Genomic DNA, 18,521 nt, shown 5'->3' with positions numbered 1-18,521 from the left:
CACGTATTCTACAGCCTCCACCGTTCCCCCTAACTGGTATTGCTCCTCTACCAGAGTTATGGGCAAAACTTCTAAATACAATTCACCAGCACCCCGTTGATTTAACCGCAACTCTTCCTGACAAAAAGACGATGGCAAAAATTAACCACGCTGACCAGCTTAAAGTGCCCGTGACAGCAGCCCAACCCACTAAAGCCGGAATTGCTCCAGCCGCCCCACCAACAACGATATTCTGGGTGGTGTGGCGTTTTAGCCAGTGAGTATAGACCAAAATATAAAAGACGATACCAGAGAAGGCTAATAGGGCTGCTAACAGGTTGGCAAATACTGCTAGGAGTGTAAAGGAAATTGTCGCCAATGCGATCGCAAAAATTAGAGCATCGCGCGGCTGCACCTTACCAGAAGGCATCGGACGATGGCGCGTCCGCTCCATGTCATAATCAATATCCCGGTCATAGACACAATTAATCGTCTGGGCGCTTGCAGCTGCCATTGTGCCACCAGTGAGAGTTACTAGCAACAACAATGGGTCTACTTCTCCCTTAGCAGCAATCCACATACTCCCAGCCGTGGTAATCAAAAGCAACGGAATAATCCGAGGCTTCGTTAGCTGGTAGTAACTTTGAACTACCTGGAAAAATGTTTCGTGGTGGCGAGAGACATTAGTCTCAATCATTTTGGCTCTGGTTCCTTATTTTTCAACAACTTATATGCAGCCCCCGCTCAAGCTGGCTCTTTCAGGCAAACGAAAACACAGATTTTCTGCACCTGCGTGGGTCGCATCATCAGTGCTGAGTTAGGAGTTAGGAGTTAGGAGTTATGAGTTAGGAGTTAGGAGTTAGGAGTTTGCAATTCTTTCCCTACTTCCTCATCTCCCTCATCTCCCCCATCTCCCTCATCTCCCTCATCTCCCCCATCTCCCCCATCTCCCTCATCTCCCCCATCTCCCTCATCTCCCTCATCTCCCCCACTCCCCACTCCCTACTCAGCACTCACTGAGTCACGTAGTGATAAAACTGTGAAAACCACCAAGGTACCTAGCAAACTAGCTCCTATAGCTTGGTGAGAGACGGTGAGAGGCTCTACTTGGAGGTGTAATTTGAAAGTGGCGAATCCCAACAATATTTGTAAGGTCAACAACGCACCAGCTATATTTGCCAGTCGCCGCAAGGCTGGATGTAGTGCTGGTGTCTGCCAACAGATAAATACCATTGCCAAGGTTGCTAAGGAAGGCGGCACTAAACCAGCAATATGACTGTACATTACAGTACAAAGTTGAGAACCGCCGAGGCATTGGTGTAGTGCCCAGCGAGAGCCTACCAAAGCACCCAAGAGACTTTGCAGGTAAACCAGAACAGAGGCAGTTAAACCGACCCAAGGCAACTTACCAACGGTTCCATTCCCCTGATAGGGTGTGAGTGCTGTGCCGATAATCAGGAGGGTGGTAAAAAACAACAGCGCTGTTCCCAAATGGGCGGTAACGATATCAAACCGCAACAGTTCGGTAACGGTGAGTCCCCCCAAGATGCCTTGGAAGACAATTAAAAACAAGGCGAATGTGGATGCCCAAGGTAGCCAAGAGGGTAAGAAACGACGACGCCACCAGGACAAACCGAAAAGCGCGATCGCGCTTACACCAATTAAAGCCGCATCCAATCTGTGAAACCACTCCAAAAACACTTGGAGATTCATTTGCTTGGCTGGCACGAGTTCGCCATAGCATAAGGGCCAGTCTGGGCAAGCAAGCCCAGCATTCATGACGCGGGTGGCACTGCCTATGGCCATCAAAATTAAGGTGGCTATGCACATTTTCCACACCAAGCGCCGAATCATTTCTTTGGGCTTTTGCTGCTGAAGCGCCGCTTGATTTTGTTGTTGTAGGACAAATTCGCTCATCAACGATACCTTCTGCCCGCTCTTGGTGGATCTGTTAAAATTTTCAATTTTCTTTTGCGTCCTATCTCCACCCTAGCGTATAGGCTGTGGGTTTATAGATTAGCACTCACTTATACTTTGAATCACTTCAGCAAGGTTTTGCCTGAAGCTTTAGGTATTTTTCAAGATGTCAAAAATTGATTAATGACAATTAATTCAAACATTCTAAATTTTTCCGGAAATTTTTTCACCGATTTACATCGATTTTTGGGGTTGTATGATACTAAACTCATACTCAAGATTAGTAAAATAGCTAAAAAAATTAATAAAAATTTCAGACCTTTGTCCCCCATGTCCGACAGCCTAGACTACCTTAGTAAATGAGTAGCTTCGAGATCACATAGTAAATTCAATTAAGTAAGCCGTGAAGATTCCAACTTCCATCTGGACATTACTCATTGGCATCGTGCTAACGCTAGCCAGCCTTTGGTACGGTCAAAATCACGGTCTGTTGCCAGCAGCCGCCACTGATGAAGCCGTCTTGGTGGATGGTCTGTTCAACACGATGATGATCGTTTCTACAGGGATATTTCTGCTTGTTGAAGGTATTTTAATTTACTCTGCATTTAGATATCGTCGGCGTGCAGGTGACAATGAAGATGGGCCACCAGTTGAAGGGAATATACCTCTAGAAATTCTCTGGACAGCGATCCCAGCAATTATCGTTATCGGTATTTCTGTTTACAGCTTTGATGTCTACAACGAAATCGGTGGCTTTGATCCCCATGCTATCCATGAAGCACCGATAAATCAGGAATCGATGAAAATGCCAGGGCATGGGAGTGCCATGGCCGCAACTTTAAGCGATACTCCTCCTGGCACCGCACCCAACCTCAATCAAGAAAAATCTGATGAGGCAATGCAAGACCCAGCTACCGCAGAAGTCCGCAATGCTGACCAAATTCCCCAACTGCGCAATGCTCCAGGTGTAGGTATTGTTGCTCCGACAATTGGGGGAACTCCTGATCAGGCAGGCAAACCAGCAGAATTACAGGTCAACGTCACTGGTCTACAATATGCCTGGATTTTCACCTATCCTGAAACTGGGATAACTACAGGTGAAATGCACGTCCCCATCGGGCGAGAAGTGCAAATCAGTATGACAGCCAACGATGTCATTCACGCCTTCTGGGTGCCAGAGTTCCGCCTCAAACAAGATGCGATCCCCGGTAGACAAAGCGAGATTCGTTTCACCCCTAAAAAAGCAGGAGATTATGTCCTGATCTGTGCTGAACTTTGTGGCCCCTACCACGGTGCAATGAGAGCGCCAGTAATTGTTGAGCCACAAGAAGCCTTTGACAAATGGATGCAAGAACAGCTAGTTGCCAGCAAAGAAACGCTAAATCAAGCGATCGCTGTTAACCCTGCGGATCTATCCCCAAATGAATTTCTCGCGCCTTACACCAAGGACATGGGAATTAAGCCAGAAATCCTCCATCAAGTTCACAAATAGTCATTAGTCATTAGTCATTAGTCATTAGTCATTAGTCATTAGTCATTAGTCATTAGTCACTGGTCATTAGTACTCATACAAAGGACAACTGACAAAGGACAAATGACAAATGACAAAGGACAACTGACAAAGGACAAATGACAACTGACAAAGGACAAATGACAAAGGACAAATGACAAATGACCCAAGCTCAGTTGCAAGAAACTGCCAATATCCCTGCCCTTCTTGAAGAACCAGGGATTAGAAAATGGCAAGACTTCTTTGGCTTTCAAACCGACCATAAGGTGATTGGGATTCAATACCTAGTCACGTCGTTTATTTTCTACTGCATTGGCGGCGTCATGGCTGACTTGGTTCGTACTGAACTACGAACTCCAGAGGTAGATTTTGTTACCCCGGAAGTCTACAATAGTCTGTTTACACTGCACGCCACGATCATGATTTTCTTGTGGATCGTGCCAGCCGGGGCAGGGTTTGCTAACTATCTAATTCCCCTGATGATTGGGGCAAAAGATATGGCATTTCCTCGGCTGAATGCTGTTGCCTTTTGGATGATTCCTCCTGCGGGTGTGTTGCTAATCGCTAGTTTAGTGGTGGGCGATGCACCGGATGCCGGTTGGACTTCCTACCCTCCCCTGAGTTTGTTAACAGGACAAGTGGGCGAAGGGATTTGGATTATCAGTGTCCTGCTACTAGGTACGTCCTCAATTTTGGGGTCGATAAATTTCCTGGTGACATTGCTGAAAATGCGTATCCCCAGCATGGACATACACAAAATGCCCTTGTTCTGCTGGGCGATGTTCGCCACTTCCTCACTGGTTTTGGTATCAACCCCAGTATTAGCAGCAGGTCTAATTCTGCTTTCCTTTGACTTAATTGCCGGGACAACATTTTTTAACCCAAGTGGCGGTGGCGACCCTGTGGTGTACCAGCATATGTTCTGGTTTTACTCTCACCCAGCCGTTTACATCATGATTTTGCCCTTCTTTGGAGCAATTTCAGAAATTATCCCGATTCATTCCCGCAAGCCGATTTTTGGCTATAAAGCGATCGCTTATTCGTCTCTTGCCATTAGCTTTTTGGGGCTAATTGTTTGGGCGCACCATATGTTTACCAGTGGTATCCCCGGCTGGTTGCGGATGTTCTTTATGATCACCACCATGATCATTGCCGTACCCACGGGAATTAAAATATTTAGCTGGTTAGCAACCATGTGGGGTGGCAAAATCCAGATGAACAGTGCTATGTTGTTCGCCATCGGCTTTGTCGGCACCTTTGTAATTGGCGGGATCAGTGGCGTGATGTTGGCAGCAGTGCCCTTTGACATTCACGTTCACGACACCTATTTTGTGGTAGCTCACTTGCACTATGTGCTATTTGGTGGTAGCGTTCTAGGAATTTTTGCCGCAATTTACCACTGGTTCCCAAAAATGACGGGACGGATGGTAAACGAATTTTGGGGTAAGGTTCACTTTGCCTTGACTATAGTCGGTCTAAACATGACCTTCTTACCTATGCATAAGCTAGGTTTAATGGGTATGAATCGCCGTATCGCTCAATATGACCCCAAATTCACCACACTAAACGAAATTTGCACCTATGGTTCTTACATACTGGCAATTTCGACCTTTCCCTTCATTATCAATGCGATTTGGAGTTGGTTGTACGGCGAGAAAGCTGGCAATAATCCTTGGAGGGCACTTACATTAGAGTGGATGACAACCTCACCACCTGCGATCGAGAATTTTGATCAAACCCCAGTATTGGCTACAGGCCCCTACGACTACGGCTTGGAAAGGGCTGATGAAGGTGTACCTTTATCTGATCCTAATCCATTCTTGTCTGGCGGCCCAAACTCAGTATTAAGAGCAGAACCAGATCCAGCTGTTGCTGCTAATCCCGAAGACAGGAAATAGGTTAGGAGTTAGGAGTTAGGAGTTAGGAGTTAGGAGTTAGGAATGATGAATTATGACTTTAATAAAGTTGCTAACTTTTAACGAACTTTGGGGGTTTAAGTCCTAGCCTAAGAAGGGCAGCGCGAATTGAAGCCTAAGCTAAATCCCCGTCACAAAACGTAATTGCGAATTGCGAATTGCGAATTGCGAATTGCGAATTGGTTTAACTCCTAACTCCCCATTCCCCAATTTATCTTTTAAAAAATTCATGCAAACTCAAACTATTGACCCAGCGAAAACCGAACTGAATCATCACCACACGGCGGAAGCGTCTGTTGGTCATCACGAAGAACATCCAGACCATCGCCTGTTTGGGCTATATGTCTTCCTGATTGCTGAAGGGATGATTTTTATGGGACTGTTCGGAGCCTACTTAGCTTTCCGTGCTACCTTACCTGTGTGGCCGCCAGAGGGTACTCCAGAATTAGAACTATTGTTACCTGGAGTCAACACTATCAATCTAATTTCTAGTAGTTTTGTCATGCACAATGCTGACACTGCTATCAAAAAGAATGACACGCGGGGTGCGCGAATCTGGTTAGCAATTACTGCTGCGATGGGCGCTATTTTCTTGATAGGTCAAGTATACGAATATACCCATTTAGAATTTGGTTTAACTACCAATTTATTTGCCAGTGCATTTTACGTTTTGACTGGTTTCCACGGATTGCACGTTACCATCGGCGTTTTGGCGATTGTTGCTGTATTGTGGCGATCGCGCCTTCCGGGTCACTATAGTAACGAAAAGCACTTTGGCATTGAAGCAGCCGAAATCTACTGGCACTTCGTTGACGTGATTTGGATTATTTTGTTCGGATTACTCTATCTACTGTGAGTACTAATTCTTTAGTTGTTCACTCCACGCGGACAACTTCATAAGCCCCCGTCAGGGGCTTTTTTCGTGACTATGTACATAATCCAATCAGCTTAGAGGATGTTTGAAAAGTCCTGTTGTTGGTAGCAAAAAATTTTAGATACCCCTAAATCCCCCGTTAACAATTCAAAATTAAAAATTCAAAATTGTTAATTAGTATATGTTTATTTGCTAAAATAATTACAACGATTTCATCACAACACGCCCACGAAGCGGCTAACCATAAAACTGCTCCAAGACATATAAAGCTTGGGAACCTAACTGCCTCAAATAGCAAGAAATCTAGTGGCAGGTATTGATAACTTCACCCAAGGTCTAAATGGTCAGCAAATCAATAACTAATATGCGCCACATGAGCCAGAACCCTCTAATCAGAAAAACACTCCGAAGTCGCTTTGAGACTGTTAAACTGTTGGAAAGCGTAGGTTCAGGTAATACTTACTTGTTAGGAAGTGCTGCACGTAAGAGCTATCAATCCTCTCTGGCCAGAAAAAGACTTCGGAATCGCTTTGAGATTATCAAACAGTTAGGAAGTGGAGGCTCTGGTGATACCTACTTAGCCGTAGACTTGGATTTACCAGGTCAACCCCATTGTGTAGTCAAACATTTTCATCCAAAAGATCCCAATCCGGCGGTTGTGGCGATCGCTAAAAGCCTATTTGATCGGGAAGCAGAAGTTCTATACCAGCTAGGCAATGATCACGATCAGATTCCTAGACTCTTTGCTCATTTTAATGAAGATGGAGATTTTTATTTAGTTCAGGAATTTATTGACGGTCATGCCTTGACTCAAGAAATTGTACCAGGTCAGCCTCTTAGCGAGAATGCGGTCTTAAATTTATTAAAAGACATCCTGGAAGTGCTGGTCTTCGTCCACGAACATAATATTATTCACCGGGATATTAAGCCCCAAAATTTAATGCGGCGATACTCCGATGGCAAGATTGTGGTAATTGACTTTGGGAGTATTAAAAAAATAAGTGCTTTAGGAGCAGGCTTAACAATTGCTGTTGGGACTCCTGGCTATATGCCCAGCGAACAAGCTAAGGGAAAGCCAAAACTTTGCAGCGATATCTATGCAATAGGTATGATTGGAATTCAAGCTTTGACGGGTTTAATGCCTGAGCAAATACCAGAAGATGCCAAAACTGGAGACGTTGTGTGGCGCGATCAAGCAGAGGTAAGTGACGCTCTGGGAAATATTTTAGATACAATGGTTCGCGATCGCTATAACCAGCGTTATCAGTCTGCCACAGAAGCTTTGCAAGCAGTTAATACTGTTCTGGCATTGTTACAACCCTCCAACGCTGATGGTCGTTATTTACTAAGTTATAGAAACTTTATTTTGCTGCTAGGCATCGGTCTTGGTGCTACCACTAGTTTGATAGTATTAGTTTTAATATATACATTTATTAATCCGGGGACATCGTTTCCGAACCAACCTACTCAACTAAAGAGTTTTCTAGAAAAATTTGTTCAGTTACCGTTAACTAATGTCAATAGCCTAGTCGTAAAATCAGCAGCCAACAGAGGAATCTGTAAGTTCAATATTCATCACTTGAATTGAAAATATTTATTCACATTCACTCGACAGCATAAGAGGTAAATTGGCGTTTAAAAGGAGAATGGAACCCAATAACAATATCAGAAGGGGGTACACCTAACTCAACCAATCGTTCAGCAACAGACTCTTCTGTACCGTTATACTGAATCCATATTTTTCCATTTTCAATATCAAAATGCATGACCGGGCCAAACACCCGCTTATCCCCTTGCCAGCCAATGTAAGCTAATTGATAATGGTCATTTTCGCTATCAATAATTAATTGTGATTTTACAGTATCGGTATTAGACGCGATTTGTTGATGTTCGCTCAAAATTTGTTTGATAAATTGTCTATAGCGTTCTATTTTATCCATAGCCGAATTTCCTCATATTTTGGGTCGTAAATTATCAACTTAACTTCGGAACGTTGAAGGGCACGTTGGACAAAAGAAAGTTGGAAAAAGTCTTGATATGTTTCAATAGGAATAGCTAGATAAAGCACTCTGTCTGCTTCTTTTTCTTCTAAAGCTTGGCAGTAATTGAGATATTGTCCAAGTGCAGTATGAAATTCACTGATATCTGAATCTGCAACAAAACTCTTAATTTCAACAGCTATTTTCTCTGTATTACGTTCTGCGGCGATAGAATTTTCAGCCGCTAAATCTATTTGTAGTTTAATTGCTTCACTAATAGGAATTGTAAACGGGTCGTGAGTAATTATCCATCCATCTTTAATTAATGCTTTTTTTACCTGTTGATGGAAAACATCTTTAGCCATTTTGCTATCTCTAGATTTGAGTCAGCTTAACCCAAAATTACATTTTTGCTTTATACAATGCGATCGCACTCTCCATTAACGTGAGTTCGACAAGTCTTGTTTGACCTCTCCCCCAGCCCCTCTCCGAGGCACAGAGGGGAGTAAAAAGCTTAATTTTTCCTTACTCCTCCCTTTCCGTTTCCCAGAGGGAGGTTGGGAGGGAGAGGTTCATCGAACTCACTCTCCATTATTCTGCATTGCTGCGGCAAGTTTTTCTAAATTTTCACGAACAGCCACCGTACGGTGATGATTAACACCCCAAATTTGCTCACAAATACTTAAAGCTTGCAAATAAAGCGACTCTGCTTCACCATAACGCCCCGTTGCGCGATAGATTTCTGCCAAATTGTTGAGACTTTCAGCAACATTGGGATGATTTTCTCCCAATAAGTGCTTATCAAGTTCTAAGGCTTTTATACATAAGGGTTCCGCTTCATTGTAACGCCCCTGTTCCCTATACATATAACCCAAAGCATAGATAGTATCTGTTAAAAGCGGATGCGCTTTTTGTAATACACGCTGCTTGAGTTCTAGTGATTGCAAAAACAAAGATTCCGCTTCACTGTAGCGTCCTTGAGCGCGGTATATTAAACCTAAATTGTGCAAATCTGTTGCAACATCAGGATTCTCTTCTCCTAAAAATCGCTTATCTAGTTCTATTGCTTGTTGCGACAAAGGTTCAGCTTCACTGTAACGTCCTTGATGATAATAAAGTAGCGCTAAATTATTCAATATGAGAGCGAAAGAAGGATGATTTTCACCAAGCAGACGTTTTTCAAGTTCTAATGATTGCAGATACAAAGGTTCTGCTTTGTCATAACGTCCTTGTTCATCATATAGTAGTGCTAAATTGTTCAGACTGGCAACAACATCAGCATGGTTTTCTCCTAACAGACGTTCCCTCAGTTCTAAAGCTTCTTGATATAGAAGTTCTGCTTTATTATATTGTCCAGTAGATTTGTATAGTCCTGCCAAATTATTCAGGCTAGTAGCAAAATAAGGATGGTTCTCTCCTAGTAGGCGTTTTCTCAGTTCTAAAGCTTGTTTATATAATGGTTCAGCTTCAGTGTAGTTTCCTGTTGCACGATATGTTCCTGCTAAATTGTTGAGGCTATTGGCTAAATCTATCTGCAAACCTAATTCATTTTGTAGTTCACTCGCCTGACGCCAATATTTAATTGCTAATTCCTGTTCCTCTTGATAATTTGGAGATTCCCCTCGATCTAATCTGCTGCGGTAAATATCGCCCAGTCTGGAGTATAAAGTAGCCAAGGTGGGGTCTTTAGTTCCTCTTTCTTGTTCTAGTTTTTCCATTAGCCTTTGTAAATCTTGAATTGGTAAGAAGAAGTGATTAGTTTCATTAGTATCTGTACTGGCTAATTCTGTGTCTCTAAAAACAAAGCGGATATTTTCTAATTCTTTACCAGGAATAGCATTTGTCTTTTTAGATTCAAACCGAAATACACCATTACGCCAACTCCAAAAATCAGGGGCTTTTTTAATCAGGTTGACTAAAATTTGGTTAGTTACCCAAAGCACGATCGCAAAAGGAAATTCGCGTAATCCTTCCCTTGTCCACTGTAAGTAACCAAAAAATTTCTCCTGTTCTGATTGCTCTTTTCCCAACCTGAGAAAATAAAGTTGTTCAGCACCAGTCACAGTGACGATCGCCGGGTTCTGCTGACGCAGATATTCTTCTTGTTGTACCAGTTGATTAAGAGCAGCTTTTAGACTCGGTTCCTGACGTGCTAAAGTGACTCGATATGGACGAAAAGCTGATTGTAGTTCAGCTTCATATTGAGCAATAATCTCATCACGAAAGCTAGCATCATCACAAACCGCAATCAGTAAATTTAATCCTCGTTTTTGAGCTTCAATAGAAACAATTAAATCATCATAGGCATCTTGATTTTCTCCCCCATCATCTAATAATTCTTCATTTAACATTAATCGCTCCCTGTCTTTTCAAACTTTCGATAATAATTGGATGAACATCATACCAAGTTTCATCAGTGCGATATTCTAGAACATATAGCCCATGTAGCAAATCCAAAAACTCTGCTTGTTTGGGGTCATTAGGCATAAGTTGTTCATAAACACTCTGCAAAATATCTATATCGACTTTTCCTAAACGGATGGAAAAATCATTGCGAATTTTATTGATTGCTTGCAGGAGAATTTGATCATCAATGATAACTTTGGCTGAGGGATTTCGCCGGATAATTCGCAAACAAATGCGGCAGCATTCCTTAGAAATCCGAATTAACTCTCGCAATACGCCACCACTGTAAATCACGATTTTTTCAGCAGTTTCAGCCGCGATTAATTCACTGGGAATCCGCTTTTGTAAAACTTCACCAAGAATCTTTGTTGCTTCCGGGCGAGGTTGGGCATTTGGGAAACGATTTTTACCTTTATCAAATATTTTTAATACAGGCATTGCGACAACTTGATCGTTGGTTTCAGTCGCAATTATTGTGCTAATAAATGTTTCCCGAAGAACTGCGATCGGTATAGTGTAGATAATTTGAAAGTTAGGTTGACAAAGAGCTTTAATGTTATCTCGATAAATTTCGTTAACTCTGCCTAAGTCAAGTTTATCTAAATCATCAATAATTACTAAAACGTTTTGTTTAGTTGCAGCTTGAATTAAAGCAGCAATTTCATTAATTCTGGCAACTAAATCTGACAACTTGCGTTCAAACTCTTGCTTTATTTCATCCCGAACGCTAGCGTCAGCTTTTAATTTAGAGCTAATCAACTTTAAGAGATCAAAACCTATACTAGCTTCTGCTTGCAAATTTAATTCTTCAGTGCGAGTGCGAGTAGCAAACCACTTATAAAGAGCTTCTTTAGTAGATTGGGGAATATCAACTCTACGTGCTTCCGCCTCTGTCATTAAATTAACTGCGATCGCAAACAGTATATTAATATGATTAACCGCCGACATTTCAATTTTGTCAGCAATCGAAAAGAGAACTACAAAATGTTTATTTTGAATTTGTCTGCTAAATTCAGCTAACAAAGTAGACTTACCACATCCCCGATGTCCTGTAAAGACAATTTTGCCATCTCCATTCGGACTATCTTCCACTAATTGGTTCAGGTCTGCAATCAAATCATCACCATATTCGACTCTAAATCTTTCCATTTCGTTCCGTTCCATCAACGGAAACAGTTCGAGATTGCTGTATGCTTCTTGAAAGGAGTTTAATAAGTCTTGAGACATTGGATAGTGCCGTAAACGTGCTAACTATCCATATAATGGCTTATGATTTTTAAAGCACAAGTTTAGGTAATTACAATTTTCCGATATCCGTCAATAAATGACTACTAGGTGATACGGTCTTATAGTTTAAAACTAGGATACTCTATCTTCCATAATCTCAACCAATCAACAAGTAATAGATGTGAATATAAATAAAAATAAATGATATATTATACATTCGATAAATATAAAGAAATAATAGATTATACATTTCAAATGGTGAAAGTTACCTAACAAATCAAGAAAATTTAATTTTCATTTATAAAATAAAACTTTTAGCCTGTTTTGCTTCTGTATCCTGTTGCTACCTTTGAGAGAGTAAAGTCCAGCGATGTCTACGACGGGCTACGCCTACGCACCAATGACGATGCAATACTGCTCGGTTAAGCCCAAAAACCTTAACCCGTGTAGGTTGGGTTGAGGAACGAAACCCAACATTTGGGGGGCTTTGTTGGGTAACGCATTGCCTCAACCCAACCTACTAGCTCTAATATCGGTAAAGAGTAGCGCCGAAATTCTAGCTGAAATTGTAGGTTGGGTTGAACGAAGTGTTACCCAACATCAGCCTTGGGTATTGTGATCGGTAACGTTGGGTTTCGTTCCTCAACCCAACCTACTAGCTTCAAAACCAGCTTTTGCGACTTCAAAACTAGCTTTTGCGACTTCAAAACTAGCTTTTGCGACTTCAAAACTAGCTTTTGCGACTTGAAAACCAGCTTTTGCGACTTCAAAACTAGCTTTTGCGACTTGAAAACTAGCTTTTGCGACTTCAAAACTAGCTTTTCTCAACGAATTTCAGCAAATATAGCGGTTCTCAATTGCATAGAATACAGACCTAACCCCCAGCCCCTTCCCTTCAAGGGAAGGGGGGTAAGATTCAAAGCCTCTCTCCTTTTAGGAGAGAGGTTTGGAGAGAGGTCAAAGTGTATTGCTTCCATTCCAGAAGCGCTATATACCCGCGTGTATCTAGTTGACTAATGGCATCCAATGCTTTTAAAATTCTGTAACTTCACTGTGGCTGGTGCATCTGCTTGTTGCGTATTTTAATGATATATAAATAACTCAGTGTATAAAATTAGGGTTATTTATAAATTAATCCAAACAGGAAAACTATATGACGCAACGAAAACGAAACTCCATCGCACTGACCAAAGCTGAACGACGGATTGAAGGAATGCAGACAATTAACCCTGAGTTAAACTTTAGTAATGGGTTTTCAATTGCTACTTACAACACTAAAGTAATTGAGTTACGAGAAAAACTAGCCGCTTATAATCAAGCACAAACAATAGTATATAAGACACACAATGCATTATTAGAAGCAGAACGTGAGCTGAATACTTATTCTGAGCAGATGCTGTTGAATGTTGCATCTCGCTATGGCAAAAATAGTGATGAGTATGAGATGGCTGGTGGAACGCGCAGGTCAGACCGTAAAAAAGCACGTCCAGTAGTAAACCAAACAGTGATATCTGTGAAGTAATTGTTTGGACTCGCTGCTTCTTTAGATAAGGGTGCGTTGACCTTTGTGATCACGCACCATTATAATTAATATAAAGCTAATCAAACTGTTTTTTACAAGAAAGCCCTAATGCTACAAACCCCATCTAAATCGATAACTTTAGATGAGTTTCTCAAGCTACCAGAAACAGAACCTGCTAGCGAATATATTGATGGGCAAATCATTCAGAAACCAATGCCACAGGGTAAGCACAGCACAATTCAAACCGAGTTTTCTACTACTGTCAACGTAATTCTTAAACCTCAACAGATTGCACGAGCTTTTTCAGAGTTACGTTGCACATTTGATGGACGCTCAATAATTCCAGATGTGTCTGTGTTTACTTGGGGTAGAATTCCCCGCGACGAAAAAGGCGAGATTGCTAATACCTTTTTAATAGCTCCTGACTGGACAATTGAGATTCTCTCACCTGATCAAAGTCAAACAAAAGTCATCAAAAATATTTTGCGTTGCCTCAATTTTGGCACTCAAATGGGTTGGTTAATTGACCCAAATGAGCAAACAGTGTTTGTTTATCTTCCCAAGCAGCAACCACAAGTATTTGATGAACCACAGCAAAAACTTCCTGTTCCATCTTTTGCTAATGAGTTAAATCTGAGCGTGGCGTCTGTTTTTGGCTGGTTATTAGAGTAATATTGTGACAGATTTGGTCGTGATGTTTGATGGCGATCGCATTCCTCACTGGGATGCATAGGCACACGTCCTAGTTTATCGCTGCTACAATTTTTTTATTCTACTGTGTTAGAATTTGTACCAATAACTCTGGTGCAATCCGAAACCCAGCTTTACTTATCAATTCATTAATCGCAGGCTGCAACGATTCCAGTTCACCCGATTGTTTTGCACGTAGCAAAAGCCCCAAAATTCCTGTTACTTTTAATCCCAGAGATTTAGCAACTTTTCTGCCCTCGCGTTCATCCAGAAGTGTCCAATCTGCTTTAAGTTCAACGGCAAGAGCGATCGCTTCAGATTCTCCTTTGTCCAATGTTTGCTTCAAGAGTTGTGCAAGTGGTTCATTAGTCACCTCTCGACTCTGAATCCATCCGGCTGAAATAGCCTCACGAATTGCTTGAGAACCAGGTCTGTCTTCACTAATTTTCAACTCATCTAGTACAGCAATTGGAATCAGAATCTCGTCAAACTGCTGGTGCAAAAGGATAAGGCGATCGATAATTGCCAAATTTAGAATCGGTGAAGTATTACTCACCACGGGCATAAGTCAAGTCATCATTAAATTCTTCAAAACCATAATGCCGCATTACTTGGCGACGAACAAGCAATTGTCCAAATTCATATTTATCCATCTCGGCAAGTTCTCGTGCTTTACCAAAGGGGAGAATTTCTTGTGTGTAAAGAGCGATCGCCAATTCTCGACGCAGTTCTTGCTGAATACGTTGCTCTGGTAAACGAAGAGCTTGCACAATAGAGTCAGATATCTCAATCTGTAATCCCATTATTTTTAGAATGGTTAATACTTTGTCTGTATATTATCATCGTACATTGAACCCACCCCAATTAAACTTGGTTATAATTGGGCATTGGAGGTTCTTATGATTGAGCCAAACTTTAGCAGCATGAGCAAAACCGAGTTAAGAGCCTTCGTCATTGCTCACCCCGACAACAAAGCAGCGTTTCGTGCTTTTGTTGACCGGTTTACATCTGAAGCGTCTCCAGAGACTTTTGACATCCCAAAATCAAATGCTGAGATTGAAGAAGTTGAAATTTTGATTAAACAAAAATTAGAACAATTAAAAATGAGCTAGTACCGCAAGGCGGAAGTCAAAAATCAAAAGCCAAAAGTCAAAAGAATTGTATTCCGAGCTTCTTGCGGCAATTCCTGCCATTGTTGATCCAACTACCGCCACGCAGCAGCTAAAATCGACCTGCCCCATGCTCAAACTCTCAAACTAAGTGAGAAATTTGATTAAATGTAGCAGGTAGCCTAATCTTCTCAACATGAAAATTAATACTAACGAGGTCGATTCTCTCGCCCGTGATAGATGCGTAAAATAACAACATCATCCTCAAGAATAACGTAGTGAATTATAAAGCCGTACTTACCAAAAGAAACCAAAAGTTTTCGTAAGCCTACTATTTCATCTACGATCGCACCTCGACGAGGATTCTGCTCTAGACTTTCGCCTGAAGAAACAATTGCTTGTACTGCGCGTGCTGCTGCATCAGGATCATTCAGTTTTATAGAAAATATGCCGAAAACCCTTGAGGAACAGCAACGTAGTTGCGTATTCCGTACTTCAGGCTGCGTGATGAAGGCTAATTGAGTCCTTTAGGACTCAGCCATGTTAGAATAATTCAATCAGTACAAGATTTAAAAACCTACCCCCGGGCTGGGGGAAAGTCTACGCCCGAAAAACCCTTGAGGAGATATCACTACGCACGACGAGTGCAAACGTGGTGAGCCTGGGAACCTGTGTAAACAGGATATTTTGGCCGTGAGGTCTTAAGAATCCCCTCGCCTTTAGGCAGGGGAGTGTCAAAAAATCATAATGACGATTTAAGTCATTAATTGCAGTTTCAGTCCAAACTATTTCGGGCATGGAAGTTCTTGATCGCTTCCCAAACTGTCAGCCCATTCACGCACGCGATCGTGGGCTATTCCTAAACCTGTGGAACGGTACGCTTCGAGAGCAGACTGGCTCTGCTGAAGCATTTGGGCTTCAGTAAGAGGTTGAAAATTTAATGCTGTGTCTATCTCTCCGTACTCAAATGATTCTTTCGTCGTTTGAGTAGCTTGATGTGTCAGTAATCGCTCAAAATCTTCTAAAGAAGTGGATGTCCCAGTCAGCCATGTTAACAGGATAGTTTTCACCTGTTCTCCGGGTAATGTTTTAAGATGCTCTAAAATTTGTTGCCTAATATTGCTTGCTGTCATAAACTTTTAATTTTTGTAGTAAGTACGTTGGTGCGAAAAAAGTAACTATGTTACGAAACGTAAATAAGCTTAAAACCTTTACTAATGTCCAATGACCAATGACAAAGGACAGCCTTAGCCAGTTAACTTTAATTGCGCCAACCTACTTAACTCTGCTATAGATACAACTTTTTTCACCAGCATATTTAATTTTAACCTGGACTAAATGTTGAGATTAGCCAGATTTTAGGATTTTAACGTGTCGCCCAAGTCCCCACCTTCAATGTACTCATCTCTGTGGGGATTGTGAGCCTTGGGTGAGGATTGCATCTGGAATTGATTTTTTGCATCAAGCAAAAACTTTCTTTCGGATGGATGACGAATCCCCAAAATTTTCTGGTAAACTAAGAAATGTCTTGACCATCAATGCCATAAGCGAAAATCAAGCTAACAGGTATATGTTGCAAGAAAAAGATTTGGGTCTTGAGAACCAGGACTCCTGCCCTTGGAGGGAATGTCAGACCAACTAGAACTAGAAAGTTCTCTTGGCTATTCCCGATGAATTGGGAAGCCCCGTCCGTCTTAGGTTGGGGTAGTTCACTTAGTCCAGTCTACGCACTAATAGACATCTGGTAAAAATTAAATATGCGTTACCCAGAACCCTTGTAGAGACGTAGCACTGCTACGTCAAAACAATTCTTTTTCACCAGATGTCTAATGATGATGGATGTGGTGGGTGCGATCGCAAATGGGCTAAAGGTATTGTCAAACCCCAAATCATAATTGTAGGTTGGGTTAAACGAAGTGAAACCCAACATCAGCGTTGGCTATTATGATGGGCAATGTTGGGTTTCGTTCCTCAACCCAACCTACGAATTATTTTTTGAAAAAGTCGAGAATCTTGTAGAATTAATTGAGTCGAACAACTGTTCGGTTTTGCAACCTACCAAGCTATCCGACTCGGTTTTATATTCGGAGGTTGTCGCCTTCCTCACTGGTTCAGGTCTGGACTCCCTGATGTACGCTCGTTGACACTCTCCGACCTAAAGGCGCGGAGATTCTTAAGACCTCACGGCCAAAATATCCTGTTTACACAGGTTCCCAGGCTCACTACGTTTGCCCCATAGGGCGCAGTGATATCTCCTCAAGGTTTTTGGCCGAGTGACTTTCCCCCAGTCCGGGGGTAGGTTTTTAAATCTTGTACTGATTGAGTTATTCTAACATGGCTGAGTCCTAAAGGACTCAATTAGCCTTCATCACGCAGCCTGAAGTACGGAATACGCAACTACGTTGCTGTTCCTCAAGGGTTTTCGGCATATTTTCTATAAATTCCCATTTATCAACTCTGACTTTGGGGAGTACTCACGCCACAGCCACCGCCACCACGCGAAAACCAACATTGTTGTTACGATTCGCGCGCGCGTTCCTATTGCGATCGGCAGAACGGCAATTCCTGGCATTGTTGATCCAACTACCGCCACGCAGCAGCTAAAATCGACCTGCCCCATGCTCAAACTCTCAAACTAAGTGAGAAATTTGATTAAGTGTAGTGTATAATAGTTCTTAGATAAATACACCCTCATTTTGAAAAAAAATTTTTTGATCCGCCTGCGGCGGACTGGGAAGAAGAAGGGAAAAGAAAAAGAAGTGCAGAGGGTAAAGAGCAAGGAATCGTCACGCCACAGCCATCACGCGAAAACCAACATTGTTGCTACGATTCACGCGTGCAAGCCGATCGCGAGCGGCAGAACGGCAAAGCCAGACAAAGCTAACCCAACTACCGCCACGCAGCAGCTTTAGGTTATTATTTTTAACAGTCAACCACGCACTACCATCTTTTGGCGCATTCTGGTAATTACTATTATATACATCTTGACACCACTCCCATATATTACCATGCATATCGTATAAACCAAAAGCATTAGGTGGAAATTTTCCTACATCTGTTGTTTGTCCACGATATTCGCCCTTTGGTGCAGAGCCGTAAGGATTGTTACCGTTGTAGTTAACTAAATCTGTGGTAATCGTTTCACCAAAATAAAATGGTGTAGTTGTTCTGGCACGACAAGCATATTCCCATTCAGCTTCACTGGGTAGTCGATAGGTTTTTCCTGTCTTCTGACTCAACTTTTTACAAAACTCTACTGCATCATCCCAATTTACTTGTTCTACAGGTCGTTTTTCACCTTGGAAGTTAGAAGGATTACTACCCATAATTGCTTGATACTGTGCCTGAGTGATTTCATATTTACCCATAAAGAACTCAGGAACTTTTACCTG

22 protein-coding genes and 1 pseudogene are annotated in these 18,521 nt (G+C 42.0%); 9 read left to right on the top strand and 14 right to left on the bottom strand.

The annotated features are described in order from the left end of the window. Positions 1–121: 121 nt before the first annotated feature. The 3 genes and pseudogenes from LC605_RS22980 to LC605_RS22970 form a co-directional block, all read right to left on the bottom strand. Positions 122–676: pseudogene (locus LC605_RS22980) on the bottom strand (heme o synthase); the annotation flags it as partial. Positions 677–831: 155 nt separating this feature from the next. Continuing rightward, on the bottom strand, positions 832–978 hold the full coding sequence (locus LC605_RS22975; protein ID WP_229549834.1) for a hypothetical protein: 147 nt from the start codon (positions 976–978) through the stop codon (positions 832–834). A gap of 3 nt (positions 979–981) precedes the next feature. Then, a complete protein-coding gene (locus LC605_RS22970) occupies positions 982–1,896 on the bottom strand; it encodes a heme A synthase (protein ID WP_229549833.1) in 915 nt (304 codons plus the stop codon). A 403-nt stretch (positions 1,897–2,299) separates the two neighbouring features. Here LC605_RS22970 and LC605_RS22965 point away from each other — a divergent pair, with 403 nt between their 5' ends. The 4 genes from LC605_RS22965 to LC605_RS22950 all read left to right on the top strand — a co-directional run bounded on the left by LC605_RS22965 (position 2,300) and on the right by LC605_RS22950 (position 7,784). Then, entirely contained in the window at positions 2,300–3,388 is a 1,089-nt protein-coding gene (locus tag LC605_RS22965; protein WP_229549832.1) for a cytochrome c oxidase subunit II, read from the top strand. A 179-nt stretch (positions 3,389–3,567) separates the two neighbouring features. Then, complete coding sequence (gene ctaD / locus LC605_RS22960) at positions 3,568–5,304, top strand: cytochrome c oxidase subunit I (RefSeq protein WP_229549831.1); 1,737 nt, start codon at positions 3,568–3,570, stop codon at positions 5,302–5,304. 247 nt (positions 5,305–5,551) lie between these two features. Further along, positions 5,552–6,178 carry a heme-copper oxidase subunit III gene (locus LC605_RS22955; protein WP_229549830.1) on the top strand — a complete coding sequence of 209 codons (627 nt, stop codon included), beginning with the start codon at positions 5,552–5,554 and terminating at the stop codon, positions 6,176–6,178. Between the two features lie 358 nt (positions 6,179–6,536). Further along, a complete protein-coding gene (locus tag LC605_RS22950; protein WP_229549829.1) occupies positions 6,537–7,784 on the top strand; it encodes a serine/threonine-protein kinase in 1,248 nt (415 codons plus the stop codon). 16 nt (positions 7,785–7,800) lie between these two features. On the opposite strand, the gene LC605_RS22945 is transcribed toward LC605_RS22950, so the two are convergent. From LC605_RS22945 to LC605_RS22925, 5 genes are all read right to left on the bottom strand, one after another. Next, positions 7,801–8,136 (bottom strand): XisI protein, encoded by a 336-nt coding sequence (locus LC605_RS22945; protein WP_229549828.1) that lies wholly within the window; start codon positions 8,134–8,136, stop codon positions 7,801–7,803. Further along, a complete protein-coding gene (locus tag LC605_RS22940; RefSeq protein WP_229549827.1) occupies positions 8,124–8,540 on the bottom strand; it encodes a XisH family protein in 417 nt (138 codons plus the stop codon). The genes LC605_RS22945 and LC605_RS22940 overlap by 13 nt, the downstream gene beginning before the upstream one ends. 216 nt (positions 8,541–8,756) lie before the next feature. Beyond that, positions 8,757–10,526, bottom strand: a complete 1,770-nt coding sequence (locus LC605_RS22935; RefSeq protein WP_229549826.1) for a tetratricopeptide repeat protein — start codon at positions 10,524–10,526, stop codon at positions 8,757–8,759. Further along, complete coding sequence (locus LC605_RS22930; protein WP_229549825.1) at positions 10,516–11,808, bottom strand: ATP-binding protein; 1,293 nt, start codon at positions 11,806–11,808, stop codon at positions 10,516–10,518. The genes LC605_RS22935 and LC605_RS22930 overlap by 11 nt, the downstream gene beginning before the upstream one ends. A 642-nt stretch (positions 11,809–12,450) precedes the next feature. Then, positions 12,451–12,636: a hypothetical protein gene (locus tag LC605_RS22925; RefSeq protein WP_229549824.1), complete on the bottom strand. Its 186-nt coding sequence runs from the start codon at positions 12,634–12,636 to the stop codon at positions 12,451–12,453. Positions 12,637–12,961: 325 nt separating this feature from the next. Between LC605_RS22925 and LC605_RS22920 the strand changes: the two genes are divergently transcribed. Then, a complete protein-coding gene (locus LC605_RS22920) occupies positions 12,962–13,330 on the top strand; it encodes a hypothetical protein (RefSeq protein ID WP_229549823.1) in 369 nt (122 codons plus the stop codon). Positions 13,331–13,438: 108 nt separating this feature from the next. Beyond that, the gene (locus LC605_RS22915; protein ID WP_229549822.1) at positions 13,439–14,002 is read left to right on the top strand and encodes a Uma2 family endonuclease; all 564 of its coding nucleotides are present in this window, start codon (positions 13,439–13,441) and stop codon (positions 14,000–14,002) included. Positions 14,003–14,102: 100 nt separating this feature from the next. Here the strand turns inward: LC605_RS22915 and LC605_RS22910 are convergent, their stop codons facing one another. Together LC605_RS22910 and LC605_RS22905 are read right to left on the bottom strand one after the other, a co-directional pair. Next, positions 14,103–14,585: a DUF3368 domain-containing protein gene (locus LC605_RS22910; protein ID WP_229549821.1), complete on the bottom strand. Its 483-nt coding sequence runs from the start codon at positions 14,583–14,585 to the stop codon at positions 14,103–14,105. Beyond that, the gene (locus LC605_RS22905; RefSeq protein WP_229549820.1) at positions 14,569–14,823 is read right to left on the bottom strand and encodes a UPF0175 family protein; all 255 of its coding nucleotides are present in this window, start codon (positions 14,821–14,823) and stop codon (positions 14,569–14,571) included. The genes LC605_RS22910 and LC605_RS22905 overlap by 17 nt, the downstream gene beginning before the upstream one ends. A 96-nt stretch (positions 14,824–14,919) precedes the next feature. On the opposite strand from LC605_RS22905, the gene LC605_RS22900 reads away from it, so the two are divergent. Further along, entirely contained in the window at positions 14,920–15,132 is a 213-nt protein-coding gene (locus tag LC605_RS22900) for a hypothetical protein (RefSeq protein ID WP_229549819.1), read from the top strand. Between the two features lie 206 nt (positions 15,133–15,338). Here LC605_RS22900 and LC605_RS22895 read toward each other — a convergent pair whose 3' ends face one another. Both LC605_RS22895 and LC605_RS22890 read right to left on the bottom strand, forming a co-directional pair. After that, positions 15,339–15,563, bottom strand: a complete 225-nt coding sequence (locus LC605_RS22895; RefSeq protein WP_267868635.1) for a type II toxin-antitoxin system RelE/ParE family toxin — start codon at positions 15,561–15,563, stop codon at positions 15,339–15,341. Positions 15,564–15,914: 351 nt separating this feature from the next. Next, positions 15,915–16,262, bottom strand: a complete 348-nt coding sequence (locus tag LC605_RS22890) for a hypothetical protein (protein ID WP_229549818.1) — start codon at positions 16,260–16,262, stop codon at positions 15,915–15,917. Positions 16,263–16,558: 296 nt separating this feature from the next. Between LC605_RS22890 and LC605_RS22885 the strand changes: the two genes are divergently transcribed. Both LC605_RS22885 and LC605_RS33090 read left to right on the top strand, forming a co-directional pair. Then, positions 16,559–16,771 (top strand): hypothetical protein, encoded by a 213-nt coding sequence (locus tag LC605_RS22885; RefSeq protein WP_229549817.1) that lies wholly within the window; start codon positions 16,559–16,561, stop codon positions 16,769–16,771. Positions 16,772–16,951: 180 nt separating this feature from the next. After that, positions 16,952–17,077, top strand: a complete 126-nt coding sequence (locus LC605_RS33090; RefSeq protein ID WP_267868634.1) for a hypothetical protein — start codon at positions 16,952–16,954, stop codon at positions 17,075–17,077. Positions 17,078–17,603: 526 nt separating this feature from the next. Here the strand turns inward: LC605_RS33090 and LC605_RS33305 are convergent. After that, positions 17,604–17,726: an SUMF1/EgtB/PvdO family nonheme iron enzyme gene (locus LC605_RS33305; RefSeq protein ID WP_306426879.1), complete on the bottom strand. Its 123-nt coding sequence runs from the start codon at positions 17,724–17,726 to the stop codon at positions 17,604–17,606. Between the two features lie 189 nt (positions 17,727–17,915). Further along, the coding region (locus LC605_RS22880) for a formylglycine-generating enzyme family protein (protein WP_229549816.1) at positions 17,916–18,521 on the bottom strand (606 nt) is incomplete at its 5' end.

The sequence above is a fragment of the Nostoc sp. CHAB 5836 genome (genome assembly GCF_020829445.1).
Classification (GTDB): Bacteria; Cyanobacteriota; Cyanobacteriia; order Cyanobacteriales; family Nostocaceae; genus Nostoc.
Note: the sequence above shows the minus strand (reverse complement) of the source record. Positions and strands in the feature narration are given on the sequence as shown.